Raw genomic sequence first — 23,180 nt, 5'->3', positions numbered from 1 at the left:
AATTCTATAGCAACTATAAAAAGACCTCATTTTTTATCAATTTCATAAAAATGGTTTAAGTGTTGGAAATGAGTATTTTATTGTGCTAGTTTTGCGGTGAATTTTAAAATTAATATCATGGCAATTGCAAAACAATATTTAAAAACAAAACCTGTGTGTAAGGTAACTTTTACAGTTCCTGCAGAGGAAGCAAAAAAAGTAGCCGTAGTCGGTGACTTTAATAACTGGAGCCCAAAAGCTAGCGCATTGAAAAAATTAAAAAACGGGACTTTTAAAGGAACTTTTGACCTTCCTAAAGAAAATTCTTTTGAGTTTAAGTACTTGGTAGATGGTGAGTATGTAAATGAGGTAGAGGCTGACCGTTACCAATGGAATGAATTTGCTGGTTCTGATAATGCTGTATTAGAATTGTAGTAATACATTGATATAAGTAATAAAAGGCGTACTACTTGAAGTGGCGCGCCTTTTGTGTTTCTATACCTATTATCGGTAAGGCAAGTATAAATTTTTGCTAAGCTTTAGAATGTGCTTAAGAAACTACTACAATTGCAGCTTAAATGTAATTGGAATAGAATAGGGAACTCTATTGGGAATACCATTTAGAAGTCCTGGCTGAAAATTTGGTGGCAACGAAATTATAAGAATAGCCTCATTTTAAAGAATAGGCGCAGGCCCTATAGTTTTTTTGTTTCCTACATTTTTGTTTTTGTCAATATGTAATAATGCTAACTCTATCACTCATTTTTTTGCAATAGCTTCTTTTGGGTGATTAAATCGATGACCAATATGTTCATTTATCTGATAGATCATCAACTCCCTTGTTGGTATAGGAATAGCGGCACTTGTAGAATAATACCGCCATTAAGAATGCAGCTACAATCTCCTGAAATTTTGATTAGTTGACTATTGCTGGCCAAATAATAATTCAGGTAGTATTCTGGTCTGTAATTGGCGGGTATTTTATTGTCTACCCTTAAAACACGCAAGCCGTAAATTCTCTTGTTTAGGTCTTTATTTAACTTACTCTTCAGCTTTTTGTCAGTAATAGAAGTGAATATTCTATCATGTTAAATCTGATGTTCATTTTTAAGGTGTCAATCTCCTCACTTTTTTCTTTACTAGATCTTCAAGGACACTGAGAACTTCTTTCTCTATTTTACTATTTAAGCATTCATTTTTATCAATGGCTTTAGCACATTCGTCAATCACTATTTCCTCTTGAGAAAAATAAATTGAATTATTTTGTAATTAACAAGTCATAGGTATAAAAATACAAAATGTAAAAAAGTAAAAGGCTTTAATACTCATAAGTTAGATTGCAACTTTTCCCTTTATATGAGGATGTGGGTTATAGTCAACCAATGTGAAATCTTCAAACTTGAAATCAAAAATATCTTTTACTTCAGGGTTTATTTTCATTTTTGGTAAAGGTCTAGGTTCTCTGCTTAATTGTAATTCAACCTGTTCCATATGATTATTATAAATATGGGCATCTCCAAAGGTGTGTATGAAATCACCCGCTTTAAGTCCGCAAACTTGAGCCATCATCATTGTGAATAGGGCATAAGATGCAATGTTGAATGGCACGCCTAGGAAAATATCTGCGCTTCTTTGATATAATTGACAGGAAAGTTTTCCGTCTGAAACATAGAATTGAAAAAAGGCATGACATGGAGGTAGGGCGGCTTTTCCATTCGCTACATTTTCTGAAAAAGATTTTGAGGTATCAGGTAGTACACTAGGGTTCCAGGCAGAAACCAACATTCTTCTGCTGTTTGGGTTTGTTTTTAATGAATGAACAACTTCTTTAATTTGATCAATTTCATCATCGTTCCAATTACGCCATTGGTGTCCATATACAGGTCCGAGATTCCCGTTTTCATCTGCCCATTCATTCCAAATTCGAACACCATTCTCTTGTAGGTATTCTATATTAGTATCACCTTTTAAGAACCATAGCAATTCATATACAATAGACTTTAAATGTAATTTCTTGGTAGTAACCATAGGGAAACCTTCACTTAAATCGAATCGCATTTGATAACCAAATACACTTTTAGTTCCAGTTCCTGTACGGTCACCTTTTTGGTTGCCTTCTTCAAGAACATGTTTTAAAAGGTCGTGGTATTGTTTCATAAAATCGTTTGTATTAGCATCGAAAATGAATTTTCGATATCGCACAAAAGTACAGTTTAGTTAAATTTTCGAAAAAGAATTAAAGAACGGGTTATAAGAATTTATTAACCAAATCAAGAATAAAGATTTAGAGCTTAATTATTTTATGAGTTCCAATTATTTCTTTTTGACTAATAATTTCAACAAAATAAACGCCTGAAGCTATAGCTGATAAATCAATAGTTAAAAAGCGCTGGCCTTGGAAGTTTTTGGTAAGCACTAATTTTTTAGAAGAATTAACCAATGTTAATTCAATGATGGATTTAACCTCACCGAGGTCAATTATTATAGCTTCTGTTGTGGGATTAGGATATGCAATGATTTTATCGGAAATAGTATATGGCACGAGAATATTATTGGTAAATAAAGCACCAGGAGATATGCAATCAACTATGAATTCTTCATTATCTGCTGTACCATCTTTGTCAGCATCTAATTGCCAAATTGTTTCAGGGTTTATTTGTTCATTTTCGTCATCACAGTCAATTTTATCAGAAGGTGTAAGGATATAGTTAATACCGGGGCTACCGCAATTTTCAATGCTTTCGATAGTTGTATATCCGTCGCCGTCTGCATCCCTGTACCAGGTCGAGGTCTCAAAAACTGAGGCATCATTATCGTTACAATCGCTTTGGGACGTTATACTTTGTACATAGCCGGTCCCTGGACTATTGCAGCTTTGGACCGAGGTTCCGTCAGAGTGTCCGTCACCGTCCACATCCAAATACCAAGTCGACTCTTGGAAAACGGATGCATCGTTATCGTCACAATCCACAATTGAAGAAGATATATTTACGTATCCTTCTCCGGGGCTGCCGCAATTTTCAATGCTTTCGATAGTGGTATATCCGTCGCCGTCTGCATCCCTGTACCAGGTCGAGGTCTCAAAAACTGAGGCATCATTATCGTTACAATCGCTTTGGGACGTTATACTTTGTACATAGCCGGTCCCTGGACTATTGCAGCTTTGGACCGAGGTTCCGTCAGAGTGTCCGTCACCGTCCACATCCAAATACCAAGTCGACTCTTGGAAAACGGATGCATCGTTATCGTCACAATCCACAATTGAAGAAGATATATTTACGTATCCTTCTCCGGGGCTGCCGCAATTTTCAATGCTTTCGATAGTGGTATATCCGTCGCCGTCTGCATCCCTGTACCAGGTCGAGGTCTCAAAAACTGAGGCATCATTATCGTTACAATCGCTTTGGGACGTTATACTTTGTACATAGCCGGTCCCTGGGCTTGCACAACTTTGTACAGAGATTCCGGTCGCATGTCCATCCCCATCTGCATCCAAGTACCATGTCAATACTTCAAATACATTTGGATTGGTATCGTCACAGTCCGTTAAAGGCAGTATATTTTGAGTATATCCAGGCCCTGGAGAATTACAGCTTTGTATTGTTGGTGCAACAGCGTAACCATCACCATCTTCATCAAGATACCAAGTAGAAACCTCAAATACATTTGGATTGGTATCGTCACAATCGTTTTGAGAGGTCACCATCTGGACATATCCGGTTCCTGGGCTTGCACAACTTTGTACAGAGATTCCGGTCGCATGTCCATCCCCATCTGCATCCAAGTACCATGTCAATACTTCAAATACATTTGGATTGGTATCGTCACAGTCCGTTAAAGGCAGTATATTTTGAGTATATCCAGGCCCTGGAGAGTTGCAGCTTTGCATTGTTGGTGCAACAGAGTAACCATCACCATCCGAATCCAAGTACCAAGTGGTTACTTCAAACACATTTGGGTCGTTATCGTTGCAATCGTTTGTTGAGATTACTGTTTGGACATACCCGGTTCCTGGGCTTGCACAGCTTTGTACAGAGATTCCGGTTGCATGTCCGTCGCCATCGGCATCCAAATACCATGTCGAAACTTCAAATACATTAGGGTCGTTGTCATTACAGTCCGTTAAGGGAAGAATGTTTTGCGTATAGCCCGTTCCTGGGGAATTGCAGCTTTCTACAGTCGGTGCAACGGCATAGTTGTCGCCATCCGAATCCAAGTACCAAGTGGTTACTTCAAACACATTTGGGTCGTTATCGTTGCAGTCCGTTAAGGGAAGAATGGTTTTTGTATATCCGGTTCCGGGCGAATTACAGCTTTGTATTGTTGGTGCAACAGCGTAACCATCACCATCTTCATCAAGATACCAAGTTGAAACTTCAAATATATTAGGATTGGTATCGTCACAATCAGTTAAAGGGAGTATATTTTGCGTGTATCCAGGCCCTGGAGAGTTGCAGCTTTGCATTGTTGGTGCAACCGCATAGTTGTCCCCATCAGTATCCAAATACCAGGTTGAAATTTCGAATATATTAGGGTCATTATCGTTGCAATCCGTTAAGGGCATCACGTTTTGGGTATATCCCGTTCCTGGAGAATTACAACTTTGTATTGTTGGTGTAACGGCATAGTTGTCACCATCGGCATCAAGATACCAAGTTGAAACTTCGAACACATTAGGGTCGTTATCGTTGCAATCATTTGTTGAGATCACCGTTTGGACATATCCATTTCCGGGGCTTGAGCAACTTTGCAAGGAAGCACCAGTAGAATGTCCGTCACCGTCCACATCCAAATACCAAGTCGATTCTTGGAAAACGGATGCATCATTATCATTGCAATCACCCAAAGGTAGTTGAGTGGTTGTATAGCCTTCACCAGGACTGATAGTGCTATCAATAGTTGTTACAACTGCATGTCCATCTCCGTCTGCATCTAAGTACCATGTGTATACGATTTCGGTTGTTGCTCCTAAATTTGAATTCAATGCGATGACGATGCTTGTGTCCTTATCAAAAGCAATTTCGGTACCTGAAGCATCGGTTTGCGTTGTTGAACTATTTGAACCATTTGGATGTTGAATGGACATAAACAGAAATCGGTAATCTGGCGAAAAAGTAATACCGGTAGGTTCTGCACCAGTCGGTACTATTCCAAAAACTTCAACTTTTGGGTTGGCCTGGGTATGTCCGTTTTTAACGACCCATATATAGTTGTTGTCACCATCTTGTAAAACCCAAAGATTGCCATCATTGTCAAAAGCTAAGTTATCATTTCCATAACCCCAATTCACACTAGTTGGGCCACCGGAATGATTAATGCTATATGTTTTATTGCCAACATAGGTTTCCATATTAATTACTGTTGTTCCAGAAATTGGGTCAGAATCTTGAAATCGATATACTTGGTCTTCATTTTTTACCGCAAAATAAATGAAGCCGTCAGGTCCAATTTCTACATCTTCTATGCCATTAAAAACAGTAGCTCCTACCGCAGCGCTTTGGCCAACAGTTGTGTTTCGTTCCTCTTTTGTGGTATTATTTAATAGAATCCAATTTCCTGGTCCGTTTTTAGAACCTTTATATACATAAAGTTTACCACTACTTAAATCTTGTGGGCTATCAGCAACAAACTTATGTAGATACCCTACTGCAGCATCAGCACCTTGGTAAGCTGTTCTTTCATTACTATGTATGACTAAATTTTCATGTTTGAAATTTCCTAAAGCCCATCGTTTATCAATCACCGTTTTGGTGACAGGATTTATCTCCACTGCCCAGCCTAAATCATGGTAGCCATCATTATTGAGGTCTACGGGAATCGACTGATTTTGAAACAATTCTGCTGATGTATACTCTTCGCAACTTATTATAGTATTCCATGGGGTTACAGTTCCAGAGCAATTCGCAGCAGTTAATACATAATCACTAAAATCAACAGCTTGTGAATAGGAGGTAGACCAAAGTTTTGAGGTTGGATTAAAATTAATATCTAAAATGGATACAGCGCCTGGAGCAATTTCTGCATTAATGCTTAGGTAGCCATTTTCGCTGTTTCCTCCAATGGGAACATAGCCAGTGAAGTCTGTATTTCCAGGTAATGTTCCACCTTGCGTTAACGCATCACCTCTTGAGATAATCGACTGAAACGTATGGGTAGAGGGAAATACAAAATTAGAATTTTGAGATACTGGATTAACCGAAATGAAATCTCCAATGTTTTGAGTTTTGCCACTTAAAGGTAGCAAGAGAAAAAATATAAAAAAATACTTCATTCCAATTATAAGATTTTGCTTCAAGTACCTTTGTTAAGGTACTGAAAAGTTGAAATTTAATAAGGGGAATGGAAAGTTATTTAATAATAATGAAGTAAATCATTTACATCGATTAAGTACATATAAAGAATGCTAAAAATGCATATGTCTTTGATAATTAGTATAATGATTATTTATTTTATGTATTTATCCTAAAATCATACCTGCAATGGTTGCAGAAAGTAAGGATGCCAAAGAACCTCCTAAAACAGCTTTCATTCCAAATTCTGATAAGGTTTTTCGTTGTCCTGGTGCAAGTGAACCAATACCTCCTATTTGGATGCCTATTGAAGCAAAGTTAGCAAAACCACAAAGCATATAGGTGGCCATAATTATTGATTTTTGGTACCCTAAGTGAGGTGCGCTGGTCAAATCTTTTAGGTTGGCCAATTGTGTGTATGCTACAAATTCGCTAGAAGCCAATTTAATTCCCAATAATTGCCCCATTAAGGCGATATCCTCATTAGCTACACCAATTAGCCACATCAACGGTGCGAAAATTGTACCTAAGATAGCTTCAAGAGAAAGTTTTTCAAAGGATGTGTTGGCTGCGATGAATTGGTTTAGGTTTGTAATATCACCAATAAAGCCAAAAATTCCGTTAAGCATAGCAATAAAAGCAACGAATACCAATAGCATCGCCCCGACATTGACCGCCAGCTTAAGCCCTTCGGTAGTACCATTTGCTATGGCATCCAACAAATTAGTTCCTATTTTTTCAGTTGAAACTTTGATATTGGTATCTACTTGTTCGGTTTGTGGACACAGTATTTTAGAAACAACAATGGCTCCTGGCGCTGCCATTACCGATGCTGCAATTAAATGTCTGGCAAATTCTAATCTTAGGGCTTCATCATTTCCTCCTAAGAAACCAATATAAGCGGCCAATACGCCACCTGCTACGGTAGCCATACCCCCAATCATTACCAATAGAATCTCAGAGCGTGTCATTTTCTCTAAATAGGCTTTGATCATCAAAGGTGCTTCTGTCTGACCTAAAAATATGTTTCCAGCTACAGAAAGACTTTCTGGACCTGATATGCCTAAGGATTTAGTCAAGAGCCATGCCAATCCTTTTACCACCTTTTGAATCGCCCCTAAATAAAATAATACAGAGGTAAGCGCAGAGAAAAATATGATGGTAGGTAGAATTTGGAAGGCAAAAACATAACCAATATTTGGGTTGTTGAGGTCCATTAGATTACCTAACAAAAACTGACTACCGGCAACGGTAAAGTTCAATATCTCGTTAAATAGTTTGCCAAGAACAGTAAAGATGGCCCTTATAAAAGGGACTTTCAAAATACCTATGGCTAAAGCAAGTTGTATGGCGAGCCCTATGCCAACTGTTTTCCAATTGATGGCCCTGCGATTTGAACTGAATAGAAAAGCAATTAAAATCAGCACTGCCATACCTAAAATACCCCTGCCTAAGCTTATTGCAGAGAGCCCTTCATTAGCTACTACGGTAGCATTTTCCACAATAGAAATATTAGTATCCTGTAGTAAAGTGGAATCTACTGAATTGTCTATTTTAATAGGTATTTCAGCATCTTGGGCAAAATTTAAAGTAGAAATTAGAAGTGCAAAAAATAGCAACCATTTGCCCTTTTTCATAAATTGTAATTTAGTATTTAGTTGCGCTTAGAGATTTCATCTCTTAATTTCGCCGCTTTTTCGTAGTCTTCATTGGCGACTGCCTTTTTTAATTCTACCTCAAGTTCATCAATCGTTAGTTCTGTATATCCGTCGGAAGCTCCAGATTCTATTTCTATAGTTTCACCTTCTTGTAGAATTTCGTCTACCATTATACTATCATCACTATCTTTTTTCTCTTTGTCCTTTGAGGAGAATTTTAGAAAAATTCCAGCTTTATCCAATATAGTCTTGTAGGTGAAGATAGGAGCATTAAAACGTAAAGCCAATGCTATGGCATCACTTGTTCTAGCATCTATAATTTCTTCGATACCATCTCTTTCACAAATGATGCTAGAATAAAAAACGCCATCCACTAATTTGTGAATAATAACTTGTTTGATAACAATATCGAACCTATCAGAAAAATTCTTAAAAAGGTCATGTGTTAAGGGTCTTGGAGGCTTTATTTCTTTTTCTAAAGCGATCGCAATAGATTGAGCTTCGAAAGCACCAATGACTATTGGTAATTTTCTATCACCATCTACCTCATTCAAAATAAGTGCATAGGCACCATTTTGAGTTTGGCTATAAGAAATACCTTTTATTTTTAAACGTACTAGACTCATATATTTTTAACTAAAAAAGGCTGTTCAAAATACTTGGGGCTCCAACTATCTGAACAGCCCTTTAAGGGGCACAAAATAACAAAAAATTAACTGTTTTGAGCTTTAAAAACCTTTAATTTTTCAATCAATTGTGGAACTACTTCAAAGGCATCGCCGACAATACCGTAATCTGCAGCCTTAAAAAATGGTGCTTCTGGATCATTATTGATAACAACTTTTGTTTTTGAAGCGCTTACTCCTGCCAAATGCTGAATTGCTCCAGAAATACCAATAGCGATGTAAAGATTACTTGCAACGGGCTTACCTGTTTGACCAACATGTTCGCCATGTGGTCTCCAGCCAAGGTCAGAAACTGGCTTAGAACATGCTGTAGCAGCACCTAGTATATCGGCAAGTTCTTCAATCATTCCCCAATTTTCTGGACCTTTCAATCCTCTTCCTGCAGATACCACAATATCGGCATCTGCAATTGTAGCTTTACCTACAACTTTGTCGATTTCTACTGATTTAGTGTTGTTCGTATTTTCATCCGAAGTACTACTAATTTCTTCTATCGTAATATCGGTCTTGCTTTCATGCGCACCAAATGCATTGTTAGATACACCAATAATTTTAATATCAGTATCAATTTGAGTGTGGGCAAATCCTTTATTACTGAAAGCGGTTCTTTTTACCATGAATGGAGAGGTGCTTTCAGGGGCTTGTACCACGTTAGGTGCGTACCCAGCAGATAATTTCGCGGCCAATAATGGAGCTAAATATTTGGTATCAGTGCTAGAGCTAAGAATAACAACCTTGGTATCTGTACTTATAACAGCTTGTGCAATAGATGCAGCATAAGCGTCGGCGTTAAATGTAGTTAAAGATTCATCTTTAACATTTAAAACCTTAGAAACACCATAATTACCTAGTATTTCAGTATCGGTGCTATTGAAGGCAACTGCGGTAACAGTGGTTCCCATCATTTTTGCAACAGCTGATGCGTAAGAAGCAACTTCAAGTGCGTTCTTTTTAAATTTTCCTTTTTCTGATTCTGTATAAACTAAAACTGACATTTTTTCTTTCTTTTTAATTAGTAGCCGACTTGCGGGATATTAAATGACTTTAGCCTCATTATGTAGTAGATCGATCAATTGGTCTACACTGTCGACAAGTTTAACCTGGCCTTTTGCTGCTGGTTTGTCGAATTTTTTGTCTTCAGTTGCTTTAATACCATCTACAGGTTCTAAAACACTCAAGGTTTTTTTTCTAGCCATCATAATGCCACGCATATTCGGTATACGTAAATCACTTTCTTCCACTAAACCTTTTTGCCCTCCAACAACTAGAGGTAGTGAGCTGCTTAATTTTTCTTTGCCTCCATCAATTTCTCTTACAGCCGTAACATTGTCACCATCAATTTCTAGGTTGATGCAAGAGTTTATAAAATTCATGTTAGATAGTGAAGCCAAAATTCCAGGTACCATACCACCATTATAGTCAATGGATTCTTTACCGCCTATCACTAGGTCATAACCTCCGTTTTTAACAACTTCGGCCAATTGTTGCGCAACATAAAAACCATCGGTAGGTTCAGCGTTTATTCTAAATGCCTCGTCTGCGCCAATAGCTAGTGCTTTACGCATCGTAGGTTCAACACTTGGGCCGCCAACGGTTGCGATATGTACCGTAGCTCCTTGTTTTTCCTTAAACCACATTGCTCTTGTCAAACCGAATTCATCATTTGGGTTAATAACAAATTGCACGCCATTGGTGTCGAATTTAGTATCGCCATCGGTGAAATTTATTTTAGAGGTAGTATCTGGTACATTACTTATACAAACTAATATCTTCATGTGTAAAAACTTTAATTCAATGACGACGAAGATAACTATTTAATTCTAAATTTACTATGCATGCATAGTAAATTTTATAACTTTTTTTAAATACAGCGTTCTATTAATTGACATTATATTTCCTATTTTTGCTTGCTTTCTAGCATATAACAAAGATTAATATTTTCCATAGATGAAAACACTACAATTTAGAGAAGCGATAGCCGAGGCGATGTCAGAAGAAATGAGAAGGGACGAGTCTATCTATTTGATGGGTGAAGAGGTAGCAGAATATAACGGCGCCTATAAAGCTTCCAAGGGTATGTTGGATGAATTTGGACCTAAGAGGGTTATAGATACACCAATTTCAGAACTTGGCTTTGCAGGAATAGGAGTTGGTTCTACCATGACAGGGAATAGGCCGATTATTGAATTTATGACTTTCAACTTTGCGTTGGTCGGTATAGATCAAATTATAAACAATGCTGCTAAGATCAGACAGATGTCAGGCGGCCAGTTTCCTTGCCCTATAGTCTTTAGAGGGCCAACAGGTTCAGCAGGTCAATTAGCGGCAACGCATTCCCAAGCTTTTGAGAGTTGGTATGCCAACTGTCCTGGTTTAAAGGTTGTTGTGCCATCTAATCCGGCTGATGCAAAAGGATTGTTAAAAGCGGCTATCCGTGATAACGACCCAGTCATTTTCATGGAATCTGAGCAAATGTATGGTGATAAAGGTGAAGTTCCAGAAGGAGAATATACCATTCCATTAGGTGTTGCTGATATTCGTCGTGAAGGTAAAGATGTTACGATAGTTTCTTTTGGTAAGATCATAAAAGAAGCTGATAAAGCAGCCGATGAACTAGAGAAAGAAGGTATTAGTTGTGAAATAATAGATTTACGAACCGTTAAGCCATTAGATTACGAGGCTGTTCTTAAATCTGTGAAAAAGACAAACCGTTTAGTAATTTTAGAAGAAGCATGGCCATTTGGTAATGTTGCCACTGAAATTACATATCATGTTCAAGCACATGCTTTCGATTATTTAGATGCTCCTGTTGTTAAAATTAACACAGCTGATACTCCGGCACCCTACTCACCAGTTTTATTGGAAGAATGGTTGCCGAATTACGAAGATGTCGTTGCTGCTGTTAAAAAAGTGTTATATAAATAAAATACAATTTTGTAAAAGTATCTTAGCTTCTCCGACCAAGTCTGGAGAAGCTTTTTTTATTGATAGGTAATTTGATTTAAAAAATGCAGGACAATCAAAATTTTTGATGAAAGATATATTCTTTTTAATAGTCAGTTTTTGTTTTTTTATCACTCACGCTCAAACCAAAGTTGGGGGTATAGTCATAGATGAACAAGGCGAACCAGTGTCGTTTGCGAATGTTTTGTTTAAAAATTCTACAGAGGGTACAATCACAAATGATGATGGTAGGTTTTATTTAGAATCTGAAAACAACTATACTAAAGCAATCATATCATTTATAGGATATACGGAATATGAGCTTGAACTTACTTCAAAAGTTATGTATGATTTAAAAATTATACTTGCTGAGTCGGCCGAGCAACTTAACGAGGTAGTATTAATAGCAGGTAAACAATCTAAAAAGAATAATCCGGCTGTAGATATTCTTCGTAAAATTTGGGCAAAGAAAAGGCAAAACGGGGTTCGGCAATTCAATCAGTATGCTTTTGATAAATATGAAAAGGTTGAGTTTGATTTAAATACGATAGATAGTTCTTTAATTAAGAGTAAAATATTTAAAGGATTAGAATTTGTATTTCAAGATTTGGACACTTCTAGGGTTACGGGGAAAACCTATTTGCCTATTTTCTTGAATGAAACCTTTTCTAAAGTCTACGGTGATAATAAACTGAATGAGGAAAAGGAAGATGTTTTAGGGAATAAGAATTCGGGTTTTGAAAACAACCAAGCTATTATCGCTTTTGTAAAGGATTTATATCAGGAATATGATGTTTATAATAATTACCTGAAATTTTTCGATAAAAGTTTTACTAGTCCTTTGTCAAGAACTGGTGTTGATACCTATAATTATGCATTGCGCGATAGCGCTTTTATAGATAATAAATGGTGTTATAATATAGTATACTACCCTCGACGTAAAAACGAACTGACATTTAAAGGTGATTTTTGGGTGAATGATTCCACATACGCCATTAAAAATATAAATCTACAGGTTACCAAAAGTGCAAATATCAACTGGGTTAAAGAGATTTATATTGAACAAGATTTTGAAGTAGTTAATGATTCTGTTTTTCTTCTGAAGCGAGATTATATGTTAAGTGATTTCAGTTTTAACAAGAAAGAGGAGTCTAGAGGTTTGTATGGTAAACGAACAACGGTTTATGATAATTATGATTTTAATAAACCTAAGCCAAGGGAGGCCTATAGAAAAGAACGAAATCCATTAGATGTTAATCAAATATTGAAAGATGATGCGTTTTGGGAGAAAAATAGACTAGAAACCTTAAATAAAGATGAAAAAGGAATCTACAAGTTATTAGATACGTTAAAGACGGTTCCTAAATTTAAATCATATTATAACTTCGTAAGTATATTAGGGTCTGGTTATGTTGAAATGGATAAATGGAATCTAGATTTAGGTTCGGTTTATGATTTCTTCGGATACAATAGTGCTGAAGGTGCTCGGGTAAGAGTTGGGGCAAGAACATATTATGGTCAAAATGACCCTTGGCGAATTGAAGGTTATACGGCATACGGATTTAAAGATCATAAATTTAAACATGGCCTTGCCGGTAAATTTTTAGTAGATAGAAATAGTAGGTTAATCGTATCAGGGGGGAATAGAAGAGATATTGAACAACTTGGTGTTAGTTTAACGGCGACAAATGATGTTTTGGGTCGCAGTATTGCCTCATCATCATTATTAACGGTCGGCGCCAATAATCGATTGACCAATATTAACCTGAGTGCTCTTAATTTCGAAATTGAACCGCTAACTAATTTTAAGTTTTCGGCAGGAGGTACCTTTAGAACATTAAGTTCTGCTTTGCCAAATGATTTTAGTTTGGACTATGTGGATCCAGAATCACCTACAGGGGTTTCATCTGAAATACGACAATTCGATTTCAATGCGCTAATTCTATATACACCGGGTAAGAAGACCATTGGTTATGGTGTTGAGCGTCGTGATGTTAATGATACTTATAGTACCATATTACTGAACTACACCAAAGGAATAAAGGGAGTGCTTGATAGTGATTTTGATTATAGTAAGCTTCAATTTTCATATAGTCAGCCTTGGCAGCTAGGCGGTTTTGGTAGGTTGTTAAGTACTGTAGAGCTTGGTAAAACATTCGGAGAAGTACCTTTAGGGCTTTTAAGTGTGGTGCCAGGGAATCAAACTTTTTTCTCAAATTACGGGACGTTTCCAAATTTAGATTTTTACGAATTTGTAACCGATACTTATGCTGCGGTGCATTTGCAGCATAATTTTAATGGACGATTTTTCTCAAGAATACCATTCCTTAGAAAATATAATCTTAGAGAGATTGTGGCGATTCGTGGAGTTTGGGGCGATTTGTCTGATGCTAACAAAGTATTAAGTGCGGCAGCTACGGCAAATACACCGTTGCGTGCTCCATCAGAAAAGATATATTATGAATATTCCTTCGGTATAGGTAATATTTTCAAGATCTTTAGATTAGATTTTAATTTTAGAGGTAATTATTTAGATAATCCAGAAGCAAGGCCGTTCGGAGTTACCGGAACGTTTGGATTTGTCTTTTAATTCATTTATTTTTTACAATTATAACAGAGAAGTACCGTTTCATAGACAACTATAAATTAAACAACTTAAAATATGGCAGCAGCTAAAGGATTGACCTTTGATGTGTTAATAGAGATTCCGAAAGGAAGTAGAAATAAATACGAATACGATTTTGCTTTACATAAAATACGATTTGATCGTATGCTTTTTTCTTCCATGATGTACCCAGGTGATTATGGGTTTGTTCCAGAAACATTGGCCTTAGATAAGGATCCACTTGACGTTTTGGTAATGGGAACGGAGCCAACCTACCCAATGACAGTAATGGAAGTGAAGCCAATAGGTGTGTTTCATATGACCGATGAAAAAGGGCCGGATGAAAAAATTATCTGTGTGCCGGTTTCTGATCCAATATGGAGCAATAACAATGATATCAGCGATTTAAACCCGCATAGATTGAAAGAAATTGAACATTTCTTTCAGGTATATAAAGATTTAGAAGAGAAAAAAGTAGATACTGGCGGTTGGGGTGATGCTAAAGAAGCAATAGAAATATATCACGAATGTGTGAAGAGATATAACGAAAGTGAGCATAAAGCAAAGCGCACTTTTGTGATTTAAATAATTTCAATACATTTTAAAGCCACTTTTTGTATTAAAAAGTGGCTTTTTTTATTCTATTCTAATTTACTACTTTAGCCGCGCTAATTTTATAACTAAACAAACAACAGATTAAATGGAGTCACTAATGATTTATATGCCAATAGTAATGGCTGTTTTAGGCCTAATTTATATGGGTATCAAGAGGTCTTGGGTAATGAAACAAGATGCCGGAGATGGAAAAATGAAAGAAATATCAGATTACATTTATGAAGGCGCGTTAGCTTTCTTAAGTGCAGAATATAAGCTTTTATCCATTTTCGTAGTAATAGTGAGTGTTTTACTTGCAATAGTTTCATTTGTAGTGCCAACAACACATTGGTTAATTGTGGTAGCATTCATTTTTGGAGCTATTTTTTCGGCATTTGCAGGAAACATAGGTATGAAAATTGCTACTAAAACGAATGTTCGTACTACACAAGCCGCCCGTACAAGTTTGCCTAATGCATTGAAAATTTCATTTGGTGGTGGAACCGTTATGGGTCTGGGCGTTGCAGGTTTGGCAGTTCTTGGTCTTACCATATTTTTCATTTTATTCTTCCAATTTTTTATGGGAGGTGTTTGGACTACGACTATGGATATGACTATTGTACTTGAAACTCTTGCAGGTTTTTCATTAGGTGCTGAATCTATTGCATTGTTTGCACGGGTAGGTGGTGGTATTTATACGAAAGCTGCCGATGTAGGTGCAGATTTAGTAGGAAAAGTTGAAGCAGGAATACCAGAAGATGATCCTCGTAACCCAGCGACTATTGCCGATAACGTTGGTGACAACGTTGGTGATGTTGCAGGTATGGGAGCAGATTTATTCGGTTCATATGTTGCTACAGTTTTAGCCGCTATGGTTTTGGGCAATTATGTAATAAAGGATATGGGTGGTAGTATTTCTGATGCCTTCGGGGGTATTGGTCCTATTTTATTGCCAATGGCAATTGCCGGTGCAGGTATCATTATATCAATCATCGGTACCATGTTGGTGAAAATAAAAAGCAACGATGCTAAGGAAGCCCAAGTTATGGGTGCGTTGAATATTGGTAACTGGACATCAATTGTTCTTGTTGCTATTTCTTGTTTTGGATTGGTGACTTGGATGCTGCCAGAAACTATGAAAATGGAATTCTTCGGTGAAGGTATATTAGAAATATCTTCAATGCGTGTATTTTATGCCACTTTGGTTGGTTTAGTAGTGGGAGCCGTTATTTCTTCTGTAACTGAATATTACACAGGATTAGGAAAAGCACCGATTTTAAAGATTGTACAACAATCTTCTACAGGTGCTGGTACGAATATAATTGCAGGTTTGGCGACAGGTATGATTTCTACTTTCCCATCTGTATTATTATTTGCGGCTGCTATATGGTCGTCTTACGCATTTGCAGGTTTTTATGGTGTGGCGTTAGCGGCATCGGCAATGATGGCAACAACAGCTATGCAATTGGCTATTGATGCTTTCGGACCAATATCTGATAACGCTGGTGGTATTGCTGAAATGAGTGAGCAAGAGCCTATAGTAAGAGAAAGAACAGATATATTAGATTCTGTTGGGAACACTACGGCTGCTACTGGCAAAGGTTTTGCTATTGCTTCTGCAGCATTAACTTCTTTAGCATTGTTTGCTGCTTATGTAACATTCACTGGTATTGACGGTATTAATATATTCAAAGCTCCAGTATTGGCGATGTTATTCGTTGGGGGTATGGTGCCAGTGGTATTTTCAGCCTTGGCTATGAACGCTGTTGGTAAAGCTGCAATGGAAATGGTTCAGGAAGTTAGACGTCAGTTTAAAGAAATTCCTGGTATTATGGAAGGTACTGGTAAGCCAGAATATGATAAATGTGTTGCTATTTCTACACAAGCTTCTCTTAGGGAAATGATGTTGCCAGGTTTATTGACTATCGGTTTTCCGTTATTGATTGCTTTCGCTCCTTTATTATTCGGAATGAACAAATTGGCTATTGCTGAGATGTTAGGTGGTTATATGGCAGGTGTTACTGTATCAGGTGTATTATGGGCTATTTTCCAGAATAATGCTGGTGGTGCTTGGGACAACGCTAAGAAATCTTTTGAAGCAGGTGTTGAGATCAACGGTGAAATGACTTATAAAGGTTCTGAAGCGCATAAAGCTGCAGTAACGGGAGATACGGTTGGTGATCCTTTTAAAGATACATCAGGTCCTTCAATGAACATCTTAATTAAATTAACCTGTTTAATTGGGTTGGTAATTGCTCCAATATTGGGTGGACATGCCGAAGAAGGTGTTGCAATGCAAAACGATACAAAGGAAATATCGGTGGAGTTAAATGTTCAGAATCAAGATTTAGCAGAAGCAGTAGTAACGTATACAACAACAGTTAATGGCGAAGCGGTTACTGAAGAAGTGGTTTATAATGGAACCAAAGCTGAAGTAGAAGCGAAATTGGCTGAATTTGAAAATGCAAATGTTCTTAAAAAAGGAAAAGCAACTGAAGTTACTATTGAAAAAGTAGAGATTAACAAATAGTTGATACTTGTAATTTCAAAAAAACCATCAGCATTGCTGATGGTTTTTTTATGCTTTAACCTAGTGTAGTTTGAAAGTAATGGGAATACTGAAAGGAACTTTTACTGCGTTACCTCTTTGCATACCCGGTGTCATTTTTGGAAGTTTAGAAAGTATGCGTGCTGCTTCTTTTTCTAGTAATTCATGTGGCCCTCTTTTGCGAATAGTACCAATACTTCCATCTTTATTAATGATGAATTGAGTGCTTACTCTACCTTTAAGCCCCATTTCTTGAGCCAATTCTGGATATCTGAAGTTTTTTCGAATATGCTTTTGCATCATGTTATTAAAACAAGCTTTCTTGTCCTTTTCATCTTCACAACCTGGAAAAACGGGAACTTCTTCAATAGTAATCCAATTTACCTCTACTTCGTCTGGTCCGTCAATTACTTCTAAATCTGAAGCTTCTAAGACTTCCGTATCGGCATCGACCTCAATTGCAATTATCTCTGTCTCTTCAACTTCAGTATCATTTTCTTCAATTTTAATTTCTTGAGGTAAAACTGGTTTTGCTTTCGGTTCTTCTATTTTGAACTTCTCAACAGGGTCTTCTACTATTTCACTCTCTTTGGTGTTCATAGCTTGATCTATATAAATATCAGATTCAAAAGTTTTCCATTCTAAAGCTACATATACCATAGCTAATACTAATAGCAGTCCGAATACGAAATACATGCTGCTTTTTTTGTTGAGGTCTTTCTGTGGATTTTTTTTTGGTTCCATAATTTTGAAATTTAGACTTGTTGAGAACAAGTACGGTTATTATTCTTTTGCTTTTATAAAGCTATTCCTTAGAAAGAGGTTGTGAAACGAGTAATGAGCCAATGATAGTTTTGACTGAGGGAAATGTCTTTTAAATCTGATTATTCCTGTCATAAATGGTTTAAGCAGAGATATAAAAGCTGTATTTGTTGAAATAAAAATTTAAAAGGTTGTTGAAAGACCGTAATTTTAACGCCATGGGTATTTTTAAGAAAGACAAACTTCAAATTATTAATTTTCAGTCATATGGCACTGCAAGCCGTTTGTATGTGCGTGGTCGTGCTATTGAGGATGAAAATATTGATCTGGATCAAAAAGGAATTTTCAATTTGATGGGGAATACTTGGAAGCGTTTTGAAACGGATGAAATAAGAAATACAGCTCTTAAAATTACTTTTGCAAATGGAGAAACGGTAGAGGGTGCTACTGATGATGATGGATATTATTTAATTGATACAGATATTGAGGGACTTCAAAACTTGGCTAATGATGAGGGTTGGTTAAATTTTGAACTGTCATTCAACGATCCAAATTTGAAAAGGGAAATAGTACTACAAAATCGATTCCCTGGTGAAATGCTAATTCCTAGTGAGCATGCTAAATTCGGGGTCATCAGTGATATAGACGATACCATTCTGCACACCGGTGTAGTTTCTTCATTGAAATGGAAGGTAATCATTAATACCATGTTTAAGCGGGCCACTAAGCGCAGACAACTTGAAGGGGCTTCGGACTTTTATATGAAACTCCATAATGGGAAAACAGGAAGTGAAGCAAACCCTTTATTTTATGTGAGCCATAGCCCTTGGAATTTATACCGATATCTTGAACTCTTTTTAAAAACGAATAACTTCCCCAAAGGTCCTATTCTATTACGCAGTATGGCTAGTTTTAGAATGCGCAAAAAGAATGACGAGAAACCCCAAAAGCAAAGAGAAATCAGTAATCTACTAAAAGCGTATCCTAATTTGCCATTTATACTAATTGGTGATAGTGGAGAAAAAGATGGAGATATTTATCAAGAAATTTCTAGCTTGTTTCCGGGTCGGATTAAAGCAATATACCTGCGTAGTGTAAACCATTCAAAACGTATGAAACGGATTGAAAATCTATTTTTAGACTTCAAGGATATTCCTTTTTTAATGGTAAATAAAACAGAGGAGGCAATAGCGCATGCTAAAGAAAAAGGATTTATCTAACAATTATTCGTTAGCAATATTTTGAATAGGTATCCACCTGTTTTTATCAAAATCGTTTAATGCATTAATTAATTGAAAGCTTTTGAATAAATGAATAGAATCAGCGCTAACCGGGGCTTCTATGATTTTTTCTTCAGCAAGAAGCCTTGTTCTGCAAGTGCCGTGTAATAAGGGGGTAGAAGGTGTTATTATTTTATGGCCATCAGTAAAAAGTATATTGGAGTAGGTAGCATCGGTAATGAATCCGTTATTAATAATTAAAACATCCTCAAAATCTCCTTTTTGTTGATGAAAGTAGTTTAATTGTTTTCGGTCGGTATATTTTAATCTATAGTCTATTTCATCGTCTTTTAAAAACAATAGACTTGTGGGTATCTTATTGAAGTATTCAGAAACTGTCCATTTTATACCAATTTCATTGTATTCGATTCTTAATTTATATTTGAGAGATTTGTCAATCCGCGGTAAATTTAGATTGTCAAATAAAGAATATTTTGCATTGAAACCAAAAAGGGCATAAAAAGACGATTTGAACCTCGACTCATGGTAAGTGCCATTTTGAATCTCACCATTCGCAATACATACAGATTCAAATAATGGGTACATATATCTTTTCTAATAGTTCCTGATATTCCTCTTCTAGCCTACTTAAGTGGGTTATACCGCCGCCACTTTTGTAATATAGTAGTCCGTCAATTTGTTCAATATACCGAATACTAACGGCACTATCCATTTGGGTGCCATCGAAGACTCCGAAAATACCAGTGTAAAATCCGCGTGGCATAATTTCTACACGCTCAATAATATCTATTGTTTTCTTTTTTGGAGCTCCACTTATAGATCCGGCAGGTAAGGTTTTTAGTAGTAAGTTAGCAAAATTATCTTTCCAGTTATTGGGCAGTTCGCCTTGTATCTCGGTGCTTGTCTGCAGGAGTTCTTGATTGCCTTTTTTTATTTTTTCAATATATCTATACTTATTGACCTTTACTTTTTTTGCAATCATAGAAAGATCGTTTCTAATGAGGTCTACAATAGTATTATGTTCGTATAATTCCTTTTTATTGGAAAGTAGTAATTCTTTTGCGTTCGGTATAGCGCTATTTATAGTACCTTTCATGGGGTACGAGAAAATAGTATCGTTCTTAATTTTTAAGTAGCACTCTGGTGAAAAAAGCACAAATTTATCTTTGTATAAAAGCTTATAAGGTGCTGTCGCTTTATGATAAATCTCTTTTAAATTTGCTGGTGTATTTAATATAGTTGGAAACGTAAGATTTAGTAAAAAGCTATTGCCTGTATTCAATTCCTTTTTAACCTCGTTAAAAGCTTTTTGATAAATTTCTTTTGATATTGGCTCAGGATGTAAATCTATTGAACTCTTGTCTTGCGGTTTGGAATCTAAGTGATTATCGTTGCCTTTTCCTTTAATATTAAAATAGATGTTTCGTTCAGCTGCTTCTTCAAATGAATACACCAGTTTTTTAGACTTATTGAAGTCTATTATGAATAAAAATGGTTGTTCTTCGTGAAGAAAGTCGGTAACCTTCTTTTCAAAATCTTTCAATGAATTTGAGCTTAGAGGAGAGAAGTTTAAAACAAACCGTTAATTTCAGCGTCTATTTTGTTGAGGATAGTTCCTAAATCTTCAGGGTTGTCAACGAAATCTAAATCATCAACATCGATGATAAGTAAGTTTCCTTTTTGGTAACCGTGAACCCATGCCTCATAGCGTTCATTCAATCGGCTTAGGTAGTCAATGGAAATAGTGTTTTCATATTCACGCCCACGCTTGTGAATTTGTTTCACTAAGTTTGGAATAGAACTTCTTAAATAGATAAGAAGGTCTGGTGGTTCGACTAAACTCTCCATTAAATCGAACAGACTAGAGTAATTTTGAAAATCTCGATTGGTCATCAAACCCATGGCGTGAAGGTTAGGTGCAAAAATATGTGCATCCTCATAAATTGTTCTATCCTGTATAATATCCTTACCACTTTCCTTTATTTGAAGGATTTGACGATACCTACTATTTAAAAAGTAGATTTGAAGGTTGAAACTCCAACGTTCCATTTGATTATAAAAATCATCTAAATATGGATTCTCGACAACATCCTCAAAATGCGCTTCCCACTTATAATGTTTTGAAAGTAATCTGGTTAGGGTTGTTTTACCTGCACCAATATTTCCAGCTACTGCAATATGCATTTTGATTCTATTTAACGGTTAGATTAGTGAAAATAATAACGCACAATATACAAAGTAAATTATGCATTAAGAAAAATAGTAGATGAAATACAAGTATAAATAAAGACTGATAAAGTTATGCCAAGAAAGGTATAAAAAAACGCTTCTTAGGTTTTAAAAACAAACAATTTTCATACTTTTACCCCATTATTAAAGAGGAAGGATTTGTCTGATTGCAACCTCGGGGCCTTAAACTTGTTTTAAGGATAAAAATGCTAAAGCAGTTTATTCCAAAAATTCTTTGGATTCTCTTTAAAGAGACTCATAAACTTCTCCCTGATTATCTTCAAATCCATTACTGTCAAAAAAATTGTAATGGCTTATTTATTTACATCAGAATCTGTTAGTGAAGGACATCCGGACAAAGTTGCGGATCAAATTAGTGATGCGTTATTAGATAATTTTCTGGCATTTGATCCAGAAAGTAAAGTTGCTTGTGAAACCTTGGTGACTACCGGTCAAGTAGTATTGGCTGGGGAAGTGAAGAGCGACACCTATTTAGACGTTCAAAATATTGCACGTGAGGTAATCAATAAAATAGGGTATACGAAAGGAGAGTATCAGTTTAGCGGCGATTCATGCGGTGTTATCTCGTTGATTCATGAACAGTCTCAAGACATCAACCAAGGTGTTGATCGTGGTTCGAAAGAAGAGCAAGGTGCTGGTGATCAAGGTATGATGTTCGGGTATGCGACGAGCGAAACCGAAAACTATATGCCTTTGGCATTGGATATATCCCACAAAATTCTGCACACATTGGCAGAAATTAGACGGGAGAATAAAGAAATCAACTATTTAAGACCAGATGCCAAGGCACAGGTTACTATTGAATATTCAGATACCAATGAGCCACAACGTATCGATACGATTGTTGTTTCTACTCAACATGATCCTTTTGATAAGGATGATGAAAAAATGTTGGCGAAGATAAAGTCAGATATTATTTCTATTCTTATCCCAAGGGTAAAAGCACAATTGCCTAAGGAAGCTCAAAAGTTGTTCGATGACCAAATTAAGTACCATATTAATCCAACAGGTAAGTTTGTAATTGGTGGCCCTCATGGCGATACAGGTTTAACGGGTCGAAAGATTATCGTAGATACCTATGGCGGAAAAGGAGCCCACGGTGGTGGTGCTTTCAGCGGAAAAGACCCAAGTAAGGTAGACCGTAGTGCTGCGTATGCTGCAAGGCATGCTGCAAAGAATTTAGTTGCTGCCGGTGTTGCTGATGAAATTTTGGTGCAAGTGAGTTATGCAATTGGGGTAGTAGAGCCAACCTCTATTTTTGTAGATACCTATGGTACTTCAAAAGTAACGTTGAGTGATGGGGATATTGCCAAAAAAGTAGCTCAGTTATTTGATATGAGACCATTTTCTATTGAAGAGCGCTTAAAACTTCGGAATCCGATATATTTGGAAACTGCAGCATACGGACACATGGGTAAAGAACCTGTGACTATTACGAAGGTTTTCGAATCGCCATATAATGGTCGTATAGAACTTGAAGTAGAATTGTTCACTTGGGAAAAGTTGGACATGGTAGATGAGATAAAAAAAGCATTTAGTATATAACTTCATTGCGAAATTGTCTACAGTAAATCAGGCATATTCGAAATGATAAGTTAGCATCAAAATTAAAAAAGGACCGAAA

17 protein-coding genes are annotated in these 23,180 nt (G+C 36.5%); 7 read left to right on the top strand and 10 right to left on the bottom strand.

Going from position 1 to position 23,180, the window contains the following annotated elements; all coding sequences use genetic code 11:
- Positions 1 to 117: 117 nt before the first annotated feature.
- Positions 118 to 414 carry an isoamylase early set domain-containing protein gene (locus AACZ41_RS13670; protein WP_339629087.1) on the top strand — a complete coding sequence of 99 codons (297 nt, stop codon included), beginning with the start codon at positions 118 to 120 and terminating at the stop codon, positions 412 to 414.
- 897 nt (positions 415 to 1,311) lie between these two features.
- On the opposite strand, the gene AACZ41_RS13665 is transcribed toward AACZ41_RS13670, so the two are convergent.
- The 6 genes from AACZ41_RS13665 to AACZ41_RS13640 all read right to left on the bottom strand — a co-directional run bounded on the left by AACZ41_RS13665 (position 1,312) and on the right by AACZ41_RS13640 (position 10,388).
- Entirely contained in the window at positions 1,312 to 2,136 is an 825-nt protein-coding gene (locus AACZ41_RS13665) for a thymidylate synthase (protein WP_339629099.1), read from the bottom strand.
- 127 nt (positions 2,137 to 2,263) lie between these two features.
- Entirely contained in the window at positions 2,264 to 6,250 is a 3,987-nt protein-coding gene (locus AACZ41_RS13660; RefSeq protein WP_339629086.1) for an alkaline phosphatase PhoX, read from the bottom strand.
- Between the two features lie 186 nt (positions 6,251 to 6,436).
- Positions 6,437 to 7,906: a nucleoside transporter C-terminal domain-containing protein gene (locus AACZ41_RS13655; RefSeq protein ID WP_339629085.1), complete on the bottom strand. Its 1,470-nt coding sequence runs from the start codon at positions 7,904 to 7,906 to the stop codon at positions 6,437 to 6,439.
- 17 nt (positions 7,907 to 7,923) lie between these two features.
- Positions 7,924 to 8,553, bottom strand: a complete 630-nt coding sequence (locus AACZ41_RS13650; RefSeq protein WP_339629083.1) for a bifunctional nuclease family protein — start codon at positions 8,551 to 8,553, stop codon at positions 7,924 to 7,926.
- 86 nt (positions 8,554 to 8,639) lie between these two features.
- A complete protein-coding gene (locus AACZ41_RS13645; RefSeq protein WP_339629082.1) occupies positions 8,640 to 9,608 on the bottom strand; it encodes an electron transfer flavoprotein subunit alpha/FixB family protein in 969 nt (322 codons plus the stop codon).
- Positions 9,609 to 9,647: 39 nt separating this feature from the next.
- Positions 9,648 to 10,388 (bottom strand): electron transfer flavoprotein subunit beta/FixA family protein, encoded by a 741-nt coding sequence (locus AACZ41_RS13640; protein WP_339629081.1) that lies wholly within the window; start codon positions 10,386 to 10,388, stop codon positions 9,648 to 9,650.
- Between the two features lie 172 nt (positions 10,389 to 10,560).
- Between AACZ41_RS13640 and AACZ41_RS13635 the strand changes: the two genes are divergently transcribed.
- The 4 genes from AACZ41_RS13635 (at position 10,561) to AACZ41_RS13620 (ending at position 17,285) form a co-directional block, all read left to right on the top strand.
- Positions 10,561 to 11,538 carry a pyruvate dehydrogenase complex E1 component subunit beta gene (locus tag AACZ41_RS13635; RefSeq protein ID WP_339629080.1) on the top strand — a complete coding sequence of 326 codons (978 nt, stop codon included), beginning with the start codon at positions 10,561 to 10,563 and terminating at the stop codon, positions 11,536 to 11,538.
- Positions 11,539 to 11,644: 106 nt separating this feature from the next.
- Positions 11,645 to 14,146 (top strand): DUF5686 family protein, encoded by a 2,502-nt coding sequence (locus AACZ41_RS13630; RefSeq protein WP_339629079.1) that lies wholly within the window; start codon positions 11,645 to 11,647, stop codon positions 14,144 to 14,146.
- A gap of 72 nt (positions 14,147 to 14,218) precedes the next feature.
- Positions 14,219 to 14,746, top strand: a complete 528-nt coding sequence (locus tag AACZ41_RS13625; RefSeq protein ID WP_079513354.1) for an inorganic diphosphatase — start codon at positions 14,219 to 14,221, stop codon at positions 14,744 to 14,746.
- Positions 14,747 to 14,861: 115 nt separating this feature from the next.
- Positions 14,862 to 17,285 (top strand): sodium-translocating pyrophosphatase, encoded by a 2,424-nt coding sequence (locus tag AACZ41_RS13620; protein WP_339629078.1) that lies wholly within the window; start codon positions 14,862 to 14,864, stop codon positions 17,283 to 17,285.
- A gap of 60 nt (positions 17,286 to 17,345) precedes the next feature.
- Here AACZ41_RS13620 and AACZ41_RS13615 read toward each other — a convergent pair whose 3' ends face one another.
- Positions 17,346 to 18,047: a TonB family protein gene (locus AACZ41_RS13615; RefSeq protein WP_339629077.1), complete on the bottom strand. Its 702-nt coding sequence runs from the start codon at positions 18,045 to 18,047 to the stop codon at positions 17,346 to 17,348.
- Between the two features lie 212 nt (positions 18,048 to 18,259).
- Here AACZ41_RS13615 and AACZ41_RS13610 point away from each other — a divergent pair, with 212 nt between their 5' ends.
- The gene (locus tag AACZ41_RS13610) at positions 18,260 to 19,285 is read left to right on the top strand and encodes a phosphatase domain-containing protein (RefSeq protein WP_339629076.1); all 1,026 of its coding nucleotides are present in this window, start codon (positions 18,260 to 18,262) and stop codon (positions 19,283 to 19,285) included.
- A 3-nt stretch (positions 19,286 to 19,288) separates the two neighbouring features.
- Here AACZ41_RS13610 and AACZ41_RS13605 read toward each other — a convergent pair whose 3' ends face one another.
- Genes AACZ41_RS13605 through AACZ41_RS13595 form a run of 3 tightly spaced genes read right to left on the bottom strand, consistent with a single transcriptional unit; the run spans position 19,289 to position 21,490 of the window.
- Complete coding sequence (locus AACZ41_RS13605) at positions 19,289 to 19,891, bottom strand: aminotransferase class IV (protein ID WP_339629075.1); 603 nt, start codon at positions 19,889 to 19,891, stop codon at positions 19,289 to 19,291.
- A complete protein-coding gene (locus AACZ41_RS13600; protein ID WP_339629074.1) occupies positions 19,875 to 20,849 on the bottom strand; it encodes an aminodeoxychorismate synthase component I in 975 nt (324 codons plus the stop codon). Before AACZ41_RS13600 ends, AACZ41_RS13605 begins: the two co-directional genes overlap by 17 nt.
- A 26-nt stretch (positions 20,850 to 20,875) precedes the next feature.
- The gene (locus AACZ41_RS13595) at positions 20,876 to 21,490 is read right to left on the bottom strand and encodes a deoxynucleoside kinase (RefSeq protein ID WP_339629073.1); all 615 of its coding nucleotides are present in this window, start codon (positions 21,488 to 21,490) and stop codon (positions 20,876 to 20,878) included.
- 354 nt (positions 21,491 to 21,844) lie between these two features.
- On the opposite strand from AACZ41_RS13595, the gene metK reads away from it, so the two are divergent.
- On the top strand, positions 21,845 to 23,101 hold the full coding sequence (metK, locus tag AACZ41_RS13590; protein ID WP_339629072.1) for a methionine adenosyltransferase: 1,257 nt from the start codon (positions 21,845 to 21,847) through the stop codon (positions 23,099 to 23,101).
- The last annotated feature ends 79 nt before the right edge of the window (positions 23,102 to 23,180 follow it).

The organism is uncultured Maribacter sp. (assembly GCF_963974015.1).
In the GTDB taxonomy this organism is placed as follows: Bacteria; Bacteroidota; Bacteroidia; order Flavobacteriales; family Flavobacteriaceae; genus Maribacter.
The sequence above is the reverse complement of the archived record's forward strand: the minus strand, read 5'-3'. Positions and strand labels throughout refer to the sequence as shown.